20 protein-coding genes are annotated in these 19779 nt (G+C 64.8%); 9 read left to right on the top strand and 11 right to left on the bottom strand.

Going from position 1 to position 19779, the window contains the following annotated elements; all coding sequences use genetic code 11:
- The first annotated feature begins 21 nt into the window (after positions 1 to 21).
- From EPO50_RS17365 to EPO50_RS17380, 4 genes are all read left to right on the top strand, one after another.
- Entirely contained in the window at positions 22 to 1185 is a 1164-nt protein-coding gene (locus EPO50_RS17365) for an acyl-CoA dehydrogenase family protein (RefSeq protein ID WP_296346258.1), read from the top strand.
- An 11-nt stretch (positions 1186 to 1196) separates the two neighbouring features.
- Positions 1197 to 2258, top strand: a complete 1062-nt coding sequence (locus tag EPO50_RS17370; RefSeq protein WP_296346259.1) for an acyl-CoA dehydrogenase family protein — start codon at positions 1197 to 1199, stop codon at positions 2256 to 2258.
- Positions 2259 to 2320: 62 nt separating this feature from the next.
- Positions 2321 to 2548 (top strand): hypothetical protein, encoded by a 228-nt coding sequence (locus EPO50_RS17375; protein ID WP_296346260.1) that lies wholly within the window; start codon positions 2321 to 2323, stop codon positions 2546 to 2548.
- 141 nt (positions 2549 to 2689) lie between these two features.
- Positions 2690 to 4009 (top strand): FAD/NAD(P)-binding protein, encoded by a 1320-nt coding sequence (locus EPO50_RS17380; protein ID WP_296346284.1) that lies wholly within the window; start codon positions 2690 to 2692, stop codon positions 4007 to 4009.
- Here the strand turns inward: EPO50_RS17380 and EPO50_RS17385 are convergent.
- Genes EPO50_RS17385 through EPO50_RS17405 form a run of 5 tightly spaced genes read right to left on the bottom strand, consistent with a single transcriptional unit; the run spans position 4006 to position 7529 of the window.
- The gene (locus EPO50_RS17385; protein ID WP_296346261.1) at positions 4006 to 4773 is read right to left on the bottom strand and encodes an ABC transporter ATP-binding protein; all 768 of its coding nucleotides are present in this window, start codon (positions 4771 to 4773) and stop codon (positions 4006 to 4008) included. The two genes, EPO50_RS17380 and EPO50_RS17385, sit on opposite strands and share 4 nt — an antisense overlap.
- A gap of 2 nt (positions 4774 to 4775) precedes the next feature.
- The gene (locus tag EPO50_RS17390; RefSeq protein WP_296346262.1) at positions 4776 to 5777 is read right to left on the bottom strand and encodes an iron ABC transporter permease; all 1002 of its coding nucleotides are present in this window, start codon (positions 5775 to 5777) and stop codon (positions 4776 to 4778) included.
- Positions 5778 to 5784: 7 nt separating this feature from the next.
- Complete coding sequence (locus EPO50_RS17395) at positions 5785 to 6819, bottom strand: iron ABC transporter substrate-binding protein (protein WP_296346263.1); 1035 nt, start codon at positions 6817 to 6819, stop codon at positions 5785 to 5787.
- Positions 6816 to 7313: a tRNA (N6-threonylcarbamoyladenosine(37)-N6)-methyltransferase TrmO gene (tsaA, locus tag EPO50_RS17400; protein WP_296346264.1), complete on the bottom strand. Its 498-nt coding sequence runs from the start codon at positions 7311 to 7313 to the stop codon at positions 6816 to 6818. The genes EPO50_RS17395 and tsaA overlap by 4 nt, the downstream gene beginning before the upstream one ends.
- A 9-nt stretch (positions 7314 to 7322) precedes the next feature.
- Entirely contained in the window at positions 7323 to 7529 is a 207-nt protein-coding gene (locus EPO50_RS17405) for a molybdopterin-binding protein (RefSeq protein WP_296346265.1), read from the bottom strand.
- A gap of 169 nt (positions 7530 to 7698) precedes the next feature.
- Between EPO50_RS17405 and modA the strand changes: the two genes are divergently transcribed.
- Complete coding sequence (modA, locus tag EPO50_RS17410) at positions 7699 to 8490, top strand: molybdate ABC transporter substrate-binding protein (protein WP_296346266.1); 792 nt, start codon at positions 7699 to 7701, stop codon at positions 8488 to 8490.
- On the opposite strand, the gene EPO50_RS17415 is transcribed toward modA, so the two are convergent.
- From EPO50_RS17415 to EPO50_RS17425, 3 genes are all read right to left on the bottom strand, one after another.
- Complete coding sequence (locus tag EPO50_RS17415) at positions 8474 to 8872, bottom strand: hypothetical protein (protein ID WP_296346267.1); 399 nt, start codon at positions 8870 to 8872, stop codon at positions 8474 to 8476. The two genes, modA and EPO50_RS17415, sit on opposite strands and share 17 nt — an antisense overlap.
- A 10-nt stretch (positions 8873 to 8882) precedes the next feature.
- A complete protein-coding gene (locus EPO50_RS17420; RefSeq protein WP_296346268.1) occupies positions 8883 to 9263 on the bottom strand; it encodes a hypothetical protein in 381 nt (126 codons plus the stop codon).
- A 93-nt stretch (positions 9264 to 9356) separates the two neighbouring features.
- Positions 9357 to 9755, bottom strand: coding sequence for a winged helix-turn-helix domain-containing protein (locus EPO50_RS17425; RefSeq protein WP_296346269.1), 399 nt, complete (start codon positions 9753 to 9755; stop codon positions 9357 to 9359).
- A 161-nt stretch (positions 9756 to 9916) separates the two neighbouring features.
- On the opposite strand from EPO50_RS17425, the gene EPO50_RS17430 reads away from it, so the two are divergent.
- The 3 genes from EPO50_RS17430 to EPO50_RS17440 all read left to right on the top strand — a co-directional run bounded on the left by EPO50_RS17430 (position 9917) and on the right by EPO50_RS17440 (position 14249).
- Positions 9917 to 11413 (top strand): aldehyde dehydrogenase family protein, encoded by a 1497-nt coding sequence (locus tag EPO50_RS17430; RefSeq protein WP_296346270.1) that lies wholly within the window; start codon positions 9917 to 9919, stop codon positions 11411 to 11413.
- 76 nt (positions 11414 to 11489) lie between these two features.
- Complete coding sequence (locus tag EPO50_RS17435) at positions 11490 to 12923, top strand: aldehyde dehydrogenase family protein (RefSeq protein ID WP_296346285.1); 1434 nt, start codon at positions 11490 to 11492, stop codon at positions 12921 to 12923.
- 138 nt (positions 12924 to 13061) lie between these two features.
- Positions 13062 to 14249: an AGE family epimerase/isomerase gene (locus tag EPO50_RS17440; RefSeq protein ID WP_296346271.1), complete on the top strand. Its 1188-nt coding sequence runs from the start codon at positions 13062 to 13064 to the stop codon at positions 14247 to 14249.
- A gap of 9 nt (positions 14250 to 14258) precedes the next feature.
- On the opposite strand, the gene EPO50_RS17445 is transcribed toward EPO50_RS17440, so the two are convergent.
- On the bottom strand, positions 14259 to 15689 hold the full coding sequence (locus EPO50_RS17445; RefSeq protein WP_296346272.1) for an aldehyde dehydrogenase family protein: 1431 nt from the start codon (positions 15687 to 15689) through the stop codon (positions 14259 to 14261).
- An 86-nt stretch (positions 15690 to 15775) separates the two neighbouring features.
- On the opposite strand from EPO50_RS17445, the gene EPO50_RS17450 reads away from it, so the two are divergent.
- On the top strand, positions 15776 to 16174 hold the full coding sequence (locus tag EPO50_RS17450) for a hypothetical protein (RefSeq protein ID WP_296346273.1): 399 nt from the start codon (positions 15776 to 15778) through the stop codon (positions 16172 to 16174).
- On the opposite strand, the gene EPO50_RS17455 is transcribed toward EPO50_RS17450, so the two are convergent.
- Together EPO50_RS17455 and EPO50_RS17460 are read right to left on the bottom strand one after the other, a co-directional pair.
- Positions 16171 to 16452: a helix-turn-helix transcriptional regulator gene (locus EPO50_RS17455; RefSeq protein ID WP_296346274.1), complete on the bottom strand. Its 282-nt coding sequence runs from the start codon at positions 16450 to 16452 to the stop codon at positions 16171 to 16173. The two genes, EPO50_RS17450 and EPO50_RS17455, sit on opposite strands and share 4 nt — an antisense overlap.
- A gap of 68 nt (positions 16453 to 16520) precedes the next feature.
- Entirely contained in the window at positions 16521 to 19778 is a 3258-nt protein-coding gene (locus EPO50_RS17460; protein WP_296346275.1) for a PAS domain-containing protein, read from the bottom strand.
- Position 19779: the final 1 nt, after the last annotated feature.

Consider the following 19779-nt stretch of genomic DNA (forward strand, 5'->3'; position numbering starts at 1 on the left):
AAGGGGCATCCAACCGCCGAGATGATGATGTCCATCCCCAAGCTCGAATTCCCACCGTTCCACTTGCCTGCCGAAGCCGAGGCGTTGCGCGGCGAGGTCCGCGCCTTCCTCAAGGAGACACTGCCCGGCATCCAGACCGAGGATCGGTTTGCGAGCTGGAACACGCCGTCGCCGGAGTTCAGCCGGGCGCTCGGCGCCAAGGGCTGGCTCGGCATTACGTGGCCCAAGCAATACGGCGGCGCCGAGCGCACCTTCCTCGACCGCTACGTCGTGACCGAGGAATTGCTGGGCAACAGCGCGCCGGCCGGTTCGCACTGGGTCGCCGACCGCCAGTCCGGTCCGCTCCTGTTGAAGTTCGGCAGCGAGCAGCAGCGCCAGGCGATCCTGCCGCGTATTACGCGCGGTGAATGCTATTTCAGCATCGGCATGAGCGAGCCGGACTCGGGTTCGGACCTCGCCTCCGTGCGTACGCGCGCCGAGCCGGTTCCCGGCGGCTTCCGCGTCAACGGTACCAAGGTGTGGACCTCCGGGGCGCATCGCAATCACTATTGCATCACCTTGGTGCGCACGTCAGGGCAGCATGGCGACCGTCACAAGGGCCTCAGCCAGCTCCTGGTCGATCTCAAGACGCCGGGCGTCACCATCCGCCCGATCATCAATCTCGCCGGACGGCATGACTGGAACGAGGTCACGTTCTCCGATGCATTCATCCCCGAGGATTGCCTGATCGGCAACGAGGGCGATGGCTGGCTGCAGGTGACGAGCGAACTCGCCTTCGAGCGGTCCGGCCCCGAGCGCTTCATGCAGAACGTCTATGTGCTGCGTGAATTGATCCGCGTCCTGGGCCGCCAGCCGGCCAAGCGCGCGAGCGCCATCGTCGGCCGTCTGATCGCACGCCTGTGGACCCTGCGTCAGATGTCGACCGCCGTTGCAGGCATGATGCAGGGCGGCCAGTCGCCGGCGATCGAAGCGTCACTGGTGAAGGATCTCGGTACGATCTACGAGCAGGACCTGCCCGAGATCGCCCGCACGTTGGCCGAGTCCGACGCTACGACCGAGGACGATCTCGCCGATTTCCTCGATATCGCCCAGTACGCCACGATGATGGCCCCGAGCTACACCATCCAGGGCGGCACGACCCAGGTCCTGCGTGGCATCGTTGCCCGCGGCCTCGGACTGCGTTGAGGAGAACGACCATGGACCGCGAAACCCGCGACATGCTGCTGGAAACCGCCGGCCGCTTTTTCACCGAGCGCAGCAGCAAGGACGTCGTTAACGGCGTCGAGAAGGGCGTATGGCCGGCCGATCTCTGGAAAGAGATCGAGGAGATGGGCCTGCCACTGATTGCCGTGCCCGAAGCCCAGGAAGGTGTCGGCGGCACGCTGGCCGACCTGTTGGCGCTCCTGCGTGTGGCCGGCGAGCATGCCGTGCCGGTGCCGCTCGCCGAGACGACACTTGCCAATCTTCTCGTCGCTGCGTCGGGCGGCAAGCCCGCGAGCGGCCCCTCAACTCTGGCGCTTGGTGGCAGCGACTTGTCGCTTCAGGGCAATCGCCTGTCGGGCAAGGTGACGCGTGTACCGTTCGCCAGCGTCGCCGACCGGTTCGTGTCGGTCGTGAATGCTGGCGGCAAGCCGACCCTGGTGGTCGTGGCGCGCGATGAGGCGTCGGTCGAGGAGACGCCGAGCCATGCCGGTGAGCCGTACGGCACGGTGGTCTTCGACAATACGCCGGTCGAATTCTCGGCAGCGTCCGCCGTGAGTGCCGACCGCGCGCTGGAACTCGCCGCCCTGATGCGCACGATGCAGATGGCGGGCGCGGCCGACAAGGTGCTGGTGACGGCAGTCGAATACTGCAAGCAGCGCGTCCAGTTTGGCCGGCCGATCTCGAACTTCCAGGCGATTCAGCACATGCTGGCGGAACTCGCGAGCTGCGTGGCGGCTACCATCGCGTCGGCCGAGTCGGCCTCGCGCGATGCCGACGAGGGCGGGCTGGCCGATGGCGGCAGCTTCTCGATCGCGGCGGCCAAGACGCAATGCTCGGACTTCGCGCACCGCATCGCGGCGCTCTCGCATCAGTCGATGGGCGCCATGGGCTTCACCCACGAGCACATCCTGCATCACTACACGCGCCGCCTCTGGGTGTGGCGTCGCGACTTCGGCAGCGAGGCCTTCTGGGGCGAGAAGATCGGCCAGGCCTTCGCCAAGGCCGGCCGCGACGCCATGTGGCCCGCCCTGACCGAGAGCAAATACGCGGCCTGAGCGGGCAACCAAGCCCGACAGCGGCCATTTCCTCCAATGGGATCATGCCCAATGGAGGATTCATGGTTCATGACGACAAAGAGCGGCGGGGCGTCAAAAGCGCCTACGGCCGCTACAGCGCCTCCGATCAGGCGGACGAGCGTCGCAGCAAAGAGGTGCGCGATCACGGTGTCTATGGGCACCGTCCGGAAGACAGTCCGGGTCATGAGCGTGAACGCACAGCACGACCGACGAACGGCCGGAGTTCCCAGAAGAAACCTCGCTCGCCCCCTCGTGCCGGCCAGCGCTGATCGAAGGTAACGTACTGAACGGCGCTCCTGCACGGGGCGCCGTTTGCGTGTCTGGGTATTCTCTGGCGATATATCCGCAGGGATACGTCGACGGTCCATGGGAGCTGGCCGCTGATCGCACGTCGCAAGCGCATTGGCATCATCGGGGCGGGATTCACGGGCTCGATGCTCGCGGCCCGGCTCGCCCGACAATCGCCTGCGCCGGTGGATATTTTCCTGTTCGACCGCAACAGAGCTTTCGGGCGTGGCGTTGCCTACGCGACCGAGATCGATCGCCATCTCTTGAACGTGCCGGCAGCCAGCATGAGCGCCCATGTCGAGGAGCCGGCGCATTTCCTTGGCTGGCTAAGAGGAAAGGGCCGCGAGGTCGAGGACGGTGCCTTTCTGCCGCGCGGTCTCTACGGAAACTATCTGCGCGATATCCTCGGCCGATCTCCCGATGTCTCCACGATTTCCGCCGACGTCCAGGGATTGCAAGTCGGTGACGGTGGTGTGGCGCTTTCGTTATCGGACGGTCGGGGATTGGACGTCGACCGGGCCATCCTTTGCCTCGGCAATTTTCCACCCGCTTCGCCAGTAGACGAGCACATCGACGAAACCTGCGTCGATCACTATGTCGCCGATCCCTGGCATTCCGGCAGGCTGTCGGAGGTGACGCCCGATGACACGGTCGTGTTGATCGGCACCAGCCTCACCATGGTCGATGTCGTGTTGGAACTCGTCGCCAAAGGTCATCGCGGCCGTCTGGTTGCGGTGTCGCGGCGCGGTCTGCTGCCGGCGGCGCACCGCAAGGCGCAGCCCGCCAGATCGCCTTTCTCGCTCGACCATTTGCCGAACGATATGGCGAACCTGGTCCATGTGCTGCGGACGGCGGCGGAGGAAGAGAAACGCCGTGGTGGCGACTGGCGCACGGTCGTGGATTCGCTGCGCCCGCATACGCAAGCCCTGTGGCGCCGCCTGCCCATCGCCGAGCGCCGTCGCTTCATGCGCCATGTCAGGCCGTACTGGGAAGTTCACCGCCACAGGCTGGCGCCGCAGGTCGCGGAGGAGTTGGCGGCCCTACGACGAGACGGCCGGCTCGAAATCGTGGCCGGACGGGTGCGCGAGATCGTGGCCCGTCCGAACGGCGTTCGCGTCAGCATCGCCAGGCGGCGCAGTGCGGCTCGGGAAGTCGTCGACAGCGGCTGGGTGGTCAACTGTTCGGGGCCGGCGCTCGACTACAGCCGGATCGATGATCCGCTCCTAGTGTCGCTGTTTGCCGACGGCCTCGTGCGGCCGGGGCCGTTGCGCCTTGGGCTGGATGTCGATGACGATTACCGCCTGATCGATCGGATGGGGATCGCCTCGCCGCAGCTCTTTGCCCTGGGGCCGATGATTCGCGGCGTGCTCTGGGAGACGACCGCCGTGCCCGACATTCGACGTCAGTGCGACGCGTTGGCGAAATTCCTCGCGGCGTCCTAGTCGCGTTGCGGGCCGACGACGTAGCGCCCGCTTTCGGTGCGCTCGACGATGACAGGCACGCTGTAAACGGAACTCAGCACAGGGCCCGTCAGAGTTTCGTGCGACGTGCCGTAGGCGGCGAGGCGGCCGTCGGCGATGACGGCAACCCTGGTTGCCAGTTCGCGCGCCTGGTCCGGATCGTGGGTCGAGAAGACGACACCGAAACCGCGCTCGCGCAAGGTGCGCACGCGATCGAGCACCAGGAAGCGATTGCCCAGGTCGAGGCTCGCCGTCGGCTCGTCCATCACCAGGAGCGGTGCATCTTGCGCCAAAGCGCGGGCGACCAGGCAGAGCTGGCGCTGGCCGCCGGAGATGCGATTTGCCTCGCGGTCGGAGAGATCGAGGATGCCGAGTTCGTCGAGCGCGGCCCGTGCGCGATTGTAGTCGGTGGTGCTGGGCGCTGCGAAAGGTCCGAGATGCGCCGTGCGGCCCATCAGCACCAGGTCGAGGACGGTATAGGCGAACTCCATCACCTGCGCCTGCGGAACATAGGCCACGGCGCGGGCAAGCGCCTGGCGTGACAGGCTGGCAACCGGCTTGCCCTCGATCTCGACTTCACCATCGAGTGCTGGGATGAGACCGAGGAGGGTCTTGAACAGCGTCGTCTTGCCGGCACCGTTCGGCCCCAGCAGGCAGAGCACTTCACCGCGGCCGACGGCGAGATCGATTCCTTCTGCGACGCGACGCTGCGGGTAGCCGATGGCGAGGCGGCGGGCCTGCAGCATGGTCAACTCCACACGCGACGGCCGCGCGCCAGCAGCCACACGAAGAGCGGTGCGCCAATCAGCGCCGTCAGCAGGCCGAGCGGGATTTCGATGCGGGCAGCGGAGCGCGCCAGGGTATCGACCAGCACCAGGAACGCTGCTCCCATTAGGATGGACGCCGGCAGCACGCGGTCGTAGCGCGGACCAACCAGCGGGCGGACCATGTGCGGGATCATCAGGCCGATCCAGCCGACGACACCCGAGACGGAGACGGCCGCGGCGGTGATCAACGTGGCGGCGGCGATCACGACACCGCGCACGAAGCCGACATTGACGCCGAGCGCGCGCGCTTCGTCGTCACCCAGCGACAGGACGCCGATCCGCCAGCGCAGCAAGGCCAGTGGCAGGAGTCCGACGATCACCAGCGGGGCGACGCTCCAGACATCGTCGACCTTGATGCCCGACAGGCTGCCCAGCAGCCAGAAGGTGATGGCGGGAAGCTGGTTGTAGGGATCGGCCAGGATCTTCACCAGCGAGATGCCGGCACCGGCAAGCGCGCCGACGACGATGCCGGCCAACACCAGCACCAGGACTTCATTCTGGCTGCGCAGTGTGCGGGCGAGGGCGTAGACGATGGCGACCGTTGCAAGGCCCGTCACGAAGCCCAGCCCCTGGATGGCAATCACGGGCAGCGACAGCAGGATGCCGAGGACGGCGCCGAAGCCCGCACCGGCCGAGACGCCCAATATGTCCGGCGATACCAGCGGATTGCGGAAGAGTGTTTGATAGCTGGCGCCGGCGGCGGCCAGGGCGGCGCCGACCAGAGCCGCCGCCAGAACGCGCGGCAGCCGGATCTGAAACAGGATGGTGTCGATGTGAGGTGAGTAGACGTCTCCGCGGAGCCGCGCGAAAAGCGCACCGATGACGTCGCCTGCCGGGATCGGGTAGGGGCCAACCATGCTGCCGACCAGCATGGCGGCGAGCAGGCCTAGGGCGAGCAGGGTTACGATTGGGACGGCGCGCATGAGGCCGTCAATTTGCCGTGCCGCCCAGCAGTCGCGCCAGTTGCTCGTCGGTGAGGACGACGCCGTAGAACAGTTCGTAGAAGCCCCGCGTCTCGGCGCGCAAGTCAATGCCTGCCTCGGTCGGATAGAACAGGGACAGCAGCCAGCGCAGGCCGATCAGCCGGTTGAGCGAGGGCGGTGCATCGATCCAGCCCCACGGGAGGCTCGGCGCGAGATGGACGCGGTTATTTGCGACGGCGCGTACCTGATTCCAGCCGGGCTTGGTCTTCACATTGGTGAAGAAGGTCCGGTCGAGCGTGACGATGATGTCAGGCTGCCAGGCGATGATCTGCTCCAGCGAGGCATTGGAGATATTGCCGCTGCCACCCAGTCCCTGGGCGACGTTGACGGCGCCGGCATGCTCGATGATTTCGGTATTGATCGAGCCCCGGCTGCCGGTCTCCAGTCCTTCGGCTCCGCGCGCGAGATAGACCCGCGGTCGGCGGTCGGCGGGAACACGCGCCAGCACCCGATCGACCATGGCAAAGCTCGCCTCGGCATAGGCGGCGAGGTTGGCGGCCCGTTCGGCGCGGCCCAGCATGTCGCCTGCCAGCTTCAACGACGCGGCCGTTGCCGCAAAGCGACCGTCGATCAGGGCGTAGGGAATGCCGGTCTGGCTCTGCACGCGGTCAGCCAGTGAGACGAATGTCTCCGACACCGACCCGAAGTCGAGGACCATGTCGGGCTTGGCCGCAACCAGCCGCTCCAGGCTCACCGTGTCGCCGCGTCCGGTGAGGCGGCCGGTCTCGGGCAGATCGCGCGCCGGGGCGGCGAGAAATTCCTTCTCGGCGGGCGAGGGCGTGCGGATCCAGCCCACCATTGCGTCGCGGGCCAGCGTGTACGCCAGCACCGAGGCCGGCGGTCCGGCCACGAAGAGGCGATCAATGCGTGCGGGGAGCGTGACTTTGCGGCCGGCCGAATCGACGATCGTTCGGGTTTGGGCAAGGGCCGGACGTGCGATGAGGCCGGCGCCCAGCAGGGCAAGGGCGTCGCGACGCCTCACGGGTCTCCGACCTGGAAGTCACCGGCCTGTGCGGGCGCGAGCGGCTCGAACAGCGTCCGGTCAGGTTTCACATCGAGCAATGGTGTGCCGTCGAGGCAATCCAACCCGCGCACGAATAGAACCGGTCCTTCGATCTTCACCAACTGCACGATCGACGTGCCGATCGGGTTGGGCCGCACCGGTGTGCGCAAGGAGAAGACGCCGCGTGCTTCACCATCATTGCCCGGGCTTTGATGCACGAGGTCGCGCCGCGATTCGTGCAGCCAGTAGAGGACCTCCAGCCGCTCGAACTCTTCAATGCCCAGCAGACCTTCGTCCCACGGGGCCTCCAGCTCAAGCCGGCACGTCGGTCCGTCGAGCCGGCCTTGCCGCGGTGTTTCCAGCCGCGACGTCCATGGCGTGCGAATGCAGCCGATAAAGTGCAGCGAGGCGTCGAAGCCTTCCGGCGGATCGACCGCCCGTTCGCCTCGACGGATTTCGTTCAACCGGACCATCGGCGTGGATCAGTCGAGGCCGACCATGACGTCGGAGGCCTTGATGACGGCATAGGCCTCCTGGCCGACCTTGAGGCCGAGCTCGTCGACGGCGTCGTTAGTAATGGCCGCCGTGACAATGATGCCGTTCACGTCGATCCGGACATGGGCGGTCGTCTGGCCTTTCTTCACCTCGACGATCTTGCCCTTCAATCGGTTCCTGGCGCTGATCCGCATGTGTCCTCCTGGGAAATGGCGACCGGAGTATAGGGGTGGCGGGGCCATATATCCATTCGGCTACAACGAGGGGGCTTTAGCCTCGTTGATATGCAGATTGTCCGCGATTCCAGTGGATATCGATATGTTCAAACTGATATATCGCACGATCAGAACGTGGGAGAGTTTCATGCTGGCAACTCGTCGAATTTTCACGGCAGCCTTGGCCGCAGCCGCGCTGGCGTTGGCCGGTGGCGGGACACGGCCCGCTGAAGCGCAGAGCAAGGACGTCGTCATTCTTGCGGCGGCCAGCCTGAAGAACGCCCTCGATGAGGTCTCGGCTGCCTGGAACAAGCAGACCGGCAAGTCGACCAAGGTTTCCTATGCCGCGAGCTCGGTGCTTGCCAAGCAGATCGAGGGCGGCATTCCCGCCGACATCTTCATTTCAGCCGACGTTCCCTGGATGGACTATGTCGCCGAACGCAAGCTGATCAAGGCGCCGAGCCGTTCCGACTTTCTCGGCAACCAGATCGTGCTGATCGCCGCCAAGGATTCCAAGATCGATCTCAAGATCGACAAGGGATTCGGGCTGCGCGCGGCGCTGGGCAATGACGGCCGGCTGGCCATGGGCAATGTCGACTCCGTTCCGGCAGGCAAGTATGGCAAAGCGGCGCTGGAGTCGCTGGGCGTATGGTCCTCGGTGGCCGACCGCGTGGCCCAGGCGGAGAATGTGCGTATGGCGCTGACGCTCGTCTCGCGCGGCGAGGCGCCGCTGGGTATCGTCTACAAGACCGATGCCGCGTCCGATCCCAATGTGCGCATCGTCGGCGCCTTCCCCGATGGCACGCATCCGCCGATCATCTATCCGATGGCGCTGCTCGCCAGCTCGACCAATCCGGACGCGCAGGCCTTCGTCGACTATCTGAAGTCGCCGGCCGGCAAGCCCTTCTTCGAGAAGCAGGGCTTTACTGTACTGAAGTAAGGGCAGGTGCTTCGCTGCCGGCGAGGAGCAGGGAACGTCCCAGCTTCTCGGCGGCAGCGGCTGGCATGGAGAAGCCCACCGTTGCTGGGCCGACGGCGACCGCCAGCAGCGTCTCGCCGCCCGGCAGTTCTCCGACGCTGAGTGAGTCGGTCGGGACCAACGAGAGCTTGGCGCCGGCATCAGGTTCGACTTGAGGCAGGGCGCGGCCCAGCAGAAGCAGGAGAGGCACCAGCCGCTGCAGGTCCGCGGCCGGAATGGTGAGCGTCGTGCGCTCGCCGCCGCGGCGTACCACGGAAAGCTGAACGGCATTGGCCTGCGGCAGGAGCTCGCCGCTCACCTCGACTGCCTGACTGAGGTCGATCCGTTGTTCGTTGTTGTCCATCCACCAAGGCCTAGTTGAAGGCTGCACGCGGCTGATCGACATCGATGTCGACCAAGGACATGGCCAGCCCTCCGGCATCTTCGGGCGACAGGGCAAAGGACACCTTGAAGCCGTCCGGCGTCGTCATGGTGAGGATCCGGCTATCGCTGCCGGCCGCCGCCTGCAGGGAGAAACCGCCCATCGGGTAGACGACCTTCAACGTATCGTCGCGGTAGCGCGCCTTCAGGGCCTGCTCGATGACGTTAGGCAAGGTCATCAGCAGCGCACGCAGGCAATCGGTCGGCAACACGACCGAGGCGGGGCGGCCGTCGGCGTCTTCCATGACGATGCGAAACGAGTCGCCCGTGGGATCAACCTGGCAGGTGGTCAGAGCCTTGCCGACGATTTCCATGGCGAGATACCCGTGCTCGTGAAAGACGCTATATCCAGTAAGATATAACGAGAGCTGGCGCAAGCGGCGGCCGGGTTTGAGCCGGGTCCGCTGCTAGTGCAGCTTGTCGGCCGGAGGCGTCAACAGGCGGGCGAGCGAGCGCATTTCCGGCGTCGAGGCGCCATAGGCGCGACGTTCCATCTCGCGGTAGAGCCGGACGATGTCGTTGCCGGTTTCGGTGACCACGGCACCGCCGCCGCCGCCGCCGCCCGTCTGGGCCGTGACGACCGGCTCACGAAACATCTTGTTGAGTTCGTCGATCAACAGCCACGCCTGACGGTAGGACATCTCCAGGGCGCGGCCGGCCGCAGAGATCGAGCCGGTCTCGTTGATCAGCTCGAGCAGGCGGATTTTGCCGGGTCCGATTGATCGCTCTCCACCGAAGTCGATCCGCAGATGCAATGAGGTCTTCTCGGTGGCCTTGGTGGCTGGCTTGGTCAGCGTGCGTCCCATGATGATGCAATTATGCGATAGGCGGCCCGTCAAAACCAGATGCTGTGGGGCCTGGCCGGAGCGGTCTTGACCTCGGTGGATTGGCCGTGACGGCTGGCAAACCGCTCGTTATATTCAATTAAATATAACGAAGAAGAGTTTGCTGAAATCAGGAGGAAAACATGGACGTTTCAGCCAATGTCGGGCGCCTCGGCGCCGCTGCTTCCGCTTTCATTTCCAAGCCCCACAAGCTTCTGATCGATGGCAAGTGGGTCGTCGCCAAGGGCGGCAAGACCTTCCCGGTATTCGATCCCGCCACGGGCGGCCAGATCGCGGCGGTCGCGGACGGGGGAGCGGCCGATATTGATCTCGCCGTGAAAGCCGCACGCAAGGCTTTCGACGACGGACCCTGGGGCAAGGTGAAGCCGACGGAGCGCGGAAAGATCGTCTGGCGGCTGGCCGACCTGCTCGAAAAGCACGCCACCGAGCTGGCCGAAATCGAGAGCATCGACAATGGCAAGCCGGTCAGCGACGCCAAGATGGTCGACCTGCCGTTCTCCTGCGAACTTCTGCGCTACATGGCCGGTTGGGCGACCAAGATCACCGGCCAGAGCATTCCGCTGTCCGCGCCCGGCGAATGGCATGCCTATTCGATGCGCGAGCCGGTCGGCGTGGTTGGCCAGATCATCCCCTGGAATTTCCCGCTGATGATGGCCGTCTGGAAGATCGCGCCGGCCCTCACGGCAGGCTGCACCATCGTGCTGAAGCCGGCCGAGCAGACACCGCTTTCGGCTATTCGCCTCGGCGAGTTGATCATGGAGGCGGGCTTTCCGCCCGGTGTGGTGAACATCGTGACGGGCGACGGCACGCCGGGCGCTGCGTTGGCGGCTCATCCCGATGTCGACAAGGTGGCCTTCACCGGGTCGACAGAGGTCGGCAAGCTGATCGTTCAGGCCGCTGCGGGGAACCTCAAGAAGGTGAGCCTGGAGCTCGGTGGCAAGTCGCCGTCCTTCGTGTTTCCCGATGCCGATCTCTCGGTGGCCATTCCGGGGGCGGCGACCGGTATCTTCTTCAACATGGGCCAGTGCTGCACGGCAGGCTCGCGCCTCTTCGTGCACGAACGCCTGTTCGACAAGATGATGGCCGGCCTGTCCGACGAAGCTCAGAAGCTCAAGATCGGCCCAGGCCTCGACCCGACGACGCGCGTGGGTCCGCTGGTCTCCGAGGAGCAATTCCAACGGGTCACCGGCTATCTCGCGTCAGGCAAGGAGCAGGGCGCCGAAGCCATCACCGGCGGCCGGCGGCATGGCAATGAGGGCTATTTCATCGAACCCACCGTGCTGACCAAGACGACACCCACGATGAAGGTCGTCCGGGAGGAGATTTTCGGACCGGTCGTCTGCGCCATGCCCTTCAACGACGACGATCTCGAGCGTATTGCCCGCCAGGGCAATGCGACTGAGTACGGGTTGGCGGCGAGCATCTGGACCCGCGATATCGGCGTTGCTCACAAGCTTGCGCGCAAGCTCAAGGCCGGCTCGGTCTGGATCAACGTCCATAACTTCAACGACGTGGCGCTGCCGTTCGGTGGCTACAAGCAATCCGGCTGGGGCCGCGAAATGGGTTACGAGGCGATCGAGCTCTACACCGAGGTGAAAGCCGTCGCCGCAATGCTCTGAGAGGAGAGAATCAATGACTGTAGTTGAGAAGGGCGTTGCCCAGCGCCCAGCCTATATCGATGGCAAAGTGAAGCTGATGCTGATCGATGGCCGCTGGGTAGCGGCCGCATCGGGCAAGACGTTTGAAAGCCGCAACCCGGCGACCGGCGAATTGCTCGCCCGGGTCGCAGAAGGTGATCGCGAGGACATCGACCGGGCGGTGGCTGCCGCCCGCAAGGCCTTCAATGGGCCGTGGAGCAAATGGAAGCCGGCGGAGCGGCAGTTGCTGCTGCTCAAGCTCGCCGATCTGGTCGAGCAGCATATCGAAGAACTGGCGGCGCTCGACACGTTCGACATGGGTGCCCCCATTTCCCGTACACGCAACAACCGGCAGCGTGCTGTCGGCATGCTGCGCTACTACGCCGGGATGGCGACCTCCTTGCATGGCGAGACCATCGAGAACTCGCTGGTCGGGGAGATCTTCTCCTACACCTTGAAGGAGCCGGTTGGCGTGGTCGGCGCCATCATTCCCTGGAACGGCCCGCTCACGGCGACCATCTGGAAGATCGGCCCGGCGCTGGCCACGGGCTGCACCGTCGTGCTGAAGCCGGCGGAAGAAGCGCCGCTCACCTCGTTGCGACTGGGCGAGCTTTGCCTGGAAGCCGGTGTGCCGCCCGGTGTCGTCAATGTCGTGCCAGGATTCGGCGAGACGGCGGGCGCCGCCTTGTCATCGCACCCCGACGTCGACAAGGTCGCCTTCACGGGCTCGCATGTCACCGGCCAGAAGATCGTCCAGGCGTCGGCCGGCAATCTCAAGCGCGTGTCGCTGGAACTGGGCGGCAAGTCGCCGGACATCGTCTTTGCCGACGCGGACCTCGACGCCGCGGTACCTGGCGCCAGCATGGCGGTGTTCGCCAACTCCGGTCAGATCTGCAGCGCCGGAACGCGGCTCTTCGTCGAGAAGAAGGTGTACGAGGAGTTCACCGACAAAGTGGCCCGGTTCGCCAAGAACCTGAAGGTCGGCAATGGCGTTAATCCGGAAACCCAGGTCGGTCCACTCGTCTCTTCCGAGCAGCTCGATCGCGTCACCGACTATCTCAGCATCGGCCGGCAGGAAGGGGCGAAGCGGCTGAGCGGCGGCGAGCGGCTGACCGACGGCGACTACCAGAAGGGCTACTTCGTGCCACCGACGGTATTCGCCGACGTGCGCGACGACATGCGGATCGCTCAGGAAGAGATCTTCGGGCCGGTGATCTCGGCGATCCCTTTCACCGACATCGACGAAGTGATCCAGCGCGGCAACGCCACGACCTTCGGTCTCGGCAGCGGTGTGTGGACCCGCGACGTCAGCAAGGCTCATCGCCTGGCCAAGGCCATCCGTGCGGGCTCGGTATGGGTCAACTGCTACCAGGCGATGGACCCGGCCGTACCCTTCGGCGGCTACAAGATGAGCGGCTATGGCCGTGAAAGCGGCAAGCAGCACCTCGAAGAGTACCTCAACGTCAAGGCGGTCTGGATCAAGACCGCCTAAGCGCATTACGTGTGACATAACCTCTGGGCTGGATGGTCCTCCGGCTCAGAGGCTGCGGCCTCGTAGGCCCTGCAATAGTGCCCTGTATGGGGCATAGTCCGTCCGAGAATCGGCAGTAGGCCGTAAATGGATGGAAGAATGAACGACGTCGAAGGCGATCTCGGCCTCCTCCGGGGGCGTCTGCTGCAGTGGTTGATGAACGATGCTCTGCCGATCTGGTGGAGCGTCGGCGCCGACAAGACGGGAGGTGGCTTCCACGAGGCCATCGACCACGCTGGCGAGCCAATCATCGCCGATCGCCGGGCGCGGGTGCAGGCGCGGCAGATCTTCACCTATGCCGTGGCGCGGGACATGGGCTGGAGCGGACCGGCGCACGAAGCCATGACCCACGGTCTGGACTACTTCCTGGGGCGGTATCGGCGGCCGGACGGCCTGTTCTGCAACGCCCTGACCGTCGACGGAAAGCCGGCCGAAGCAGCGCCTTACCTCTACGAGCAAGCCTTTGCGCTCCTGGCCATGGCGACTGCCCATGGGGTTGAGAACCGGACGCCGGAACTGGTGCCGGTCGCCGAACAGCTTTTGGAGCGCTTGCTCAGCGAGCGGCGAGGTCATGCGGGTGGGTTCACCGGCTTCGTGGACGATGCCGTCTACCAGTCCGATCCGCACATGCATCTTTTCGAAACGGCATTGGCCTGGGAGGAAATCTCGTCCGATCCGCGCTGGTCTCGCCTGGCCGATGAACTGGCCGAGCTCTGCCTTGCGCGTTTCATCACCAAGGATCGTGGCATCCTGCTCGAATATTTCGACTCCTCCTGGGCGCCGGCGGCAGGTGATATGGGACGCCTGGTCTGGCCGGGGCATCAGTTCGAATGGGCGGGCTTGCTGGAGCGCTGGGCGCTCTCGCGTGGCCGTGATGATGTCCGCAAAGTCGCGCGGCGTCTCTATCGCATCGGTGCGGATCACGGGATCGATGCGAAGCGCGGCGTCGCAGTCTTCGAGTTGACGGACGAGATGGTCGTGAACGATCCCAAGGCACGGCTCTGGGCACAGGCCGAATGGCTGAAGGCCGCGATCATCCTGGCACGCTCGGAGACGGACGCGGCGACACGCTTGAGCTATCTCGCCGATGCTGCAGCAGGGGCGCGGTCGTTGCTGTGCTTCCTGCAGACGCCCGTCGGCGGTTTGTGGCGAGACAAGCTGACTGGCGAGGGGGAGTGGATCGACGAGCCCGCGCCGGCGAGCTCGTTCTATCACATCATCGATTCGCTGCGCGTACTGGCGGCGTGGCAGGCCGACCCGAGTAAATCGGGCCGGCCCAAGATGTAACCAGCAGGCTCAGGCGGCCTGATAGCCGATCACGGCCTTGGTCTCGAGGAACTCTTCGAGGCCCCACTTGCCGTATTCACGGCCATTGCCCGATTGCTTGTATCCACCGAAGGGCGCGGCGGTGTCGCCCATCGGATAGTTCACATGCACGTTGCCGGCGCGCATTTGCGAGGCAACCTTGCGGGCATGGTCGAGGTTGGCACCCTGCACATAGGCGGCTAGCCCATAGATCGTATCGTTGGCGAGGCGGATGACCTCTTCCTCGCTCTTGTAGGGCAGGATGGTGATGACCGGCCCGAAGATCTCTTCGCGGGCGATGGTCATGTCGTTGGTGACGTTCGCGAAGACGGTCGGCCGCACGTAGAAGCCACGGTTCAGGTTCTCCGGCCGGCCGGGGCCGCCGGTGACGAGTTCCGCACCCTCGTCGATACCAGCCTGGATGAGGCGCTGGATCTTTTCGTACTGCGTCGCGTTCACGACCGGGCCCAGCCGGGTCTCGGGGTTGCGCGGATCGCCGACCACGAAGCGCTCGGCCGCTGCCTTGGCGATCGCCTTGACCTCGTCATGCCGTTCCTGCGGTACGAACATGCGGCTGGGCGCGGTGCAGGACTGGCCCGAGTTCACCATCATGCTGTTGATGCCCTTGGTGACGGCGGTCTGGAAGTCGACGTCGGGCAGAAGGATGTTGGCTGACTTGCCACCCAGCTCCTGCGCAACGCGCTTCACCGTCAGCGCTGCAGCCTGTGCCACGCGGATGCCAGCGCGCGTCGAGCCGGTAAACGACATCATGTCGATGTCGGGATGGTTCGACATGGCCTGGCCGACGACAGTGCCCGTGCCTTGGACCATGTTGTAGACGCCCTTGGGCGTGCCGGCGGCATGCATGATCTCGGTCCAGATGATGGCGTCGATCGGCGCTTCCTCAGAAGGCTTCAGCACCATGGTGCAGCCGGCGGCCAGGGCAGGGAGCACTTTGCAGGCGATCTGGTTGGTCGGCCAGTTCCACGGCGTGATGAGGCCGCAGACGCCGATCGGCTCGCGCGCGATCAGGGTCGTGCCCTCGACCGTCTCGAACGGATAGGTCTCGAGCACGGAGATCATGCGCTCCAGATGAGCGGTGCCGCGGCCGGCCTGGATATCGCGCGCGAACTGCAGCGGTGCACCCATCTCTCGGGAGATCGCATCGCCCACATCGCTGCGGCGCTTGTTGTATTCGGCCAGGATGGCGCGCAGCAGTTCGAGCCGTTCCTTGCGTGTCGTGCGGGAGTAGGAGGTGAAAGCAGTACGAGCCGCGGCCACCGCGCGGTCGACGTCGGCGGCACTGCCGACGGCGATCTGCGTATAGGCCTCCTCCGTCGAGGGATCGATGACGTCGAGCAATGCCGGCTTCACCGGATCCACCCATTTGCCGTCGATGTAGAACTGCTTCTCGTGTGCCATGGGGCTCTCCGGGCTGGTGTGATTTTTGCGCTACGTTGTATATATATGGATACAACGTCGGAAAAGCACCACCTAGCGGGGCCACAATGCCGGGGAAGTTCGATCTGCGAGAGCTGCAGCAGGTTTCCTACGTCACCGGCGATGTGACATCGGATGGCAGTGCGATCCTGCTTCGGGTTGAGACGGAACAAGATGGTCCCGTCGAACTTTCCTTTCCGACAGTCGACCTCCAGCATCTCGTGACGCTCCTGCTGGTCCTTGGCGGTAAAGCGGCCGTGAATGGCCGATTTGCAGCCTTCAGCGAGACCTTTCAGGCTCAGCCATTGCCCTTGCATGGCGTTTCGCTGGGCGTCGAGGAGAATGATCGCGGCGTGCTGACCGTGGAAGTCGGGGCCGCCATCCTGTCGTTCTCCTTGCCACGCAGCTCCATGGCGGAGATGGGCCGCACGATCCTCGATCTGACACGAGCGTCTGCCGCCAACTAGGCGGCAAGTCGGCGCGTCAGGTGGTGGAAGAGGCCGTGCATCACCTGGTCATCGGCCCGACAGATCAACTTGGTGGCGTCACGCGTCTGCGTGACGAGCCCAGCCGAGGTCAAGGTCTTGAGGTGATGCGAGAGAGTGGAGGCATTGATGCAGAGCATGGACTGCACCCGCCCGACCGTCAGCCCGTCCTCGCCAGCACGCACCAGGATTTCGTAGATCCTGAGACGGGTCGGATTGCCAAGAGCCTGCAGATGTCCAGCGGCGGTCGCGGTGTCCAATGTCGCCTCGGGCGTCGAATATTCGTTATGCTTAATAAGATATAACGATATTCGCAGGCGATGACCAGCTACCTCAAAGTAACCAGATTCAGCTTGCCGGCGGGCTCCTGCCGCGTGGACGCAGGGCCAGGAACGGCGCCCGGGGGAGCCGATAGGGCTTCGCGTACTTTCTGGGCGAGGTCGCGCTTGCGATAGGGCTTGGGCAGCAGCAATACGCCGGATTCGAGGCGGCCGTCATTCTGTAGAGCACCCTCGGCATAGCCCGAGGTGAACAACACCCGGAGGCCGGGGCGGGCGCGGCGTACTTCTTCAGCAACCTCGCGGCCGTTCATACCGCCAGGCATGACAACGTCGGTGAACAGAAGGTCGACTTCGCCGACGCGATCCAACAGCTCCAGCGCCTCACGACCGCTGGCGGCGCTGGTGACCTCGTAACCCAGGCTGGCGAGCATGGCCGAGACGTGGAAGCGCACCTCGTCATTGTCCTCGACCAGGAGAATTCGTTCCTTGCCATGCGGCGTAGCTTCACGCTGTGCAGCAAGCTGTTCGCTGGTGCCTTCGACCTTCGGTAGATAGATGCGAACGGTTGTCCCCCAGCCGACCTGGGACTTGATGTCGACGTGGCCCTTCGACTGATGAACGAAGCCATGGACCATGGAGAGGCCGAGCCCGCTGCCCTTGCCGACATCTTTGGTCGTGAAGAAGGGATCGAAAGCGCGCGAGGCGACGTCGGCCGGCATGCCGGTGCCGCTGTCCGTCACCGAAAGCATCACGTAGTCGCCCGGGGCGATGTCGCCTTCATTGCCCCGGCCGAAGCTGACGTTGCCGGTCTCGATCACCAGCCGGCCGCCGGCCGGCATGGCGTCGCGGGCGTTGATGCAGAGGTTGACCAGGGCGGTCTCGAACTGGCTGCGATCGACGCTGGTGTGCCCGAGCCCGTCGGCCAGCCGCATGTCGATGTCGATTTCGCCGCCGAGGGTGCGGTGCAGGAGGCTGCCGGTGACGGTGATCAGCTCGTTGAGGTCGGTGATCTGCGGCCGCAATGTCTGCTTGCGCGAGAAGGCGAGGAGCTGCCGTGTCAGGTCGGCGGCACGCCGCGCAGCGCCACCGATACGATCCAGCCGTTCGGCGACCGAACGATCGACGATCTCCTCCTGGAGCGCCTCCACGTTGGCTGCGATCACCATCAGGATGTTGTTGAAGTCATGAGCGACGCCGCCGGTCAGCTTGCCGACGGCATCGAGGCGTTGCGACTGGCGGAGCTGTTCTTCGAGATGGCGCTGTTGCGTGACATCGATCATCGAGCCGACCATGCGCAGCGGCTTGCCGGCATCGTCGCGGATGACGCGACCGCGGTCGATCACCACGATCGAGGAGCCATCGCCGCACAGAAAGCGATACTCGTCCTGCCAGTCATTGATCGGGCCATTGATCACGGCGTAAATCCCGGCGACGACGCGCTCGCGATCGTCGGGGTGGATATGGTTCTTCCAGCTCGCCGACGGCGCGTCGGGACCGAATTCGTGTTTGAAGTGCAGTTTCAAACCGTCATTCCAGCGAATCATGTCACTGGATAAATTCCAATCCCAGACGACATCGGCCGTGGTCTGGGCGACGATGCTTAGACGCTCTTCGCTCTCGCGCAATCTGCATTCGGCGTTCTTGGCGTCGGTGACGTCCTTGGCAATGCCGACCAGCCGTATTAACCGGCCTTGGTTGTCGTGCACCGGGAAGCTCCGGTCCTCGATCCAGCGCACCGCGCCGTCGGGCCGTATCAGACGATACTCGTTTAGATGTGATCCGTTCGGGAAACGTGTCGCGGGAAGCTCGATCCTGGCGCGATCCTCGGGATGGATGGCGTCGATCAGCGCATTCAAACTTCGATAGAGATCTTCGCAGCGTCGGCCCGAGATCTTCTCGTAGGCGGAGTTGACGTAGAGCACGCGATTGTCGTGAACGGTCGCGATCCAGAATATCTCGTCGACATTTTCGGCGAGTTGCAGCGCGCGGCGTTCGCTTTCACGCAGCGCTTCCTCGCGGCGGACGTGTTCGATACCGAGGGCCGCCAGCTTGACGAAGTGGTCGAGCAGAGCGATGTCAGCTTCGGTTGGGCCTTTCGCAGTGTCGCGATAGACCGCGAAGGCGGCCACGACGGAGCCGTCGGAGTGCAGGATCGGCATCGACCAGCAGGCGCGCAACCCGTGGCTGGCCGCAACAGAGTGCAAGCCTGCCCAAAGTGGACTGTCGCCGATGCTGGTTGCAACGGTGAGCTCGCGCCTGTGAACGGCGGTGCCGCAGCAGGCCGCGGTCGGGCCGATGGCGAGTCCGTCGAGGACCGAGATGAACGAAAGCGGCAGATGCGGCGCGGCGCCAAGCTTCAGCCGCGCCGTGTCGGGATCGACCAGAAGGATCGAAGCGCGCTGTCCGGGCGACACGTCGCTGATGGAGCGGGCGCAGGCGCGCAGGATGGTGGTCAGTGCACCACCGAGTGCAATCAGCCGAAGGACGCGATTGCTCGCTCGCTGTTGCAACTCCTCACGCTTGCGGCCGGTGATATCGCTGACATGAGCGGTGAGCCCGTCGTCCAAAGGCTCTGCCGTGACCTCTAGCCAGCGGTCGCCGGGTTCATGGAACGCCTCGAAGCGATGCCGAACACCTTCGCGCATGGCCTTATGCAGGCCGCCTGACAGCGCAGGGCTGGCGATGCTCTCCTGTGTATCGCCCAGCAATCGGCTCGCTTCACCATTGGCGAAGGTGACGCGGAAATCATGATCGACAGTGAAGACGCCGCCGGCTACGCGATCGAGGGTCGTCCGCAGGCCACGGCGGACAAGGCCCAGCTCAAACAACTCGGTGAGCTGTCGCGCCAGATCGATCAATGCTTCCGTCTGGAACGGCTCCAACTCGCGCGGTTCACGGTCGAGGATGGAGAGCGTACCGATCGGCAGGCCATCGCCGCAGCGCACCGGAACTCCGGCATAAAAACGCACCTGCAGTGGGCCAGTGACCAGCGGACTGTCGCGAAATGTCGGGTCGAGTGTGGCGTCGCGCACGATGCACAGCCCGTCGCTACGAATGGTTCGGTCGCAGAAGGCGAGATCGCGCGGTATTTCCGATACGCCGAGGCCGACCTCCGATTTGAACCACACACGCTCCCGGTCGATCAGCCCGAAGGCGGCCTTCGGAGTTCCGCAGATCCGGGCGGCCAGCCGGGTGATGGCGTCGAAGGTGGGATCGGCGGGTGTGTCGAGGATCTCGTACTGACGCAACGCCGCCAGGCGGGCGGCTTCCGGCCAGGCAAGGTCAGATATGCGCGCGGTCGTCATG

This window comes from Reyranella sp., assembly GCF_004297405.1.
In the GTDB taxonomy this organism is placed as follows: domain Bacteria; phylum Pseudomonadota; class Alphaproteobacteria; order Reyranellales; family Reyranellaceae; genus Reyranella.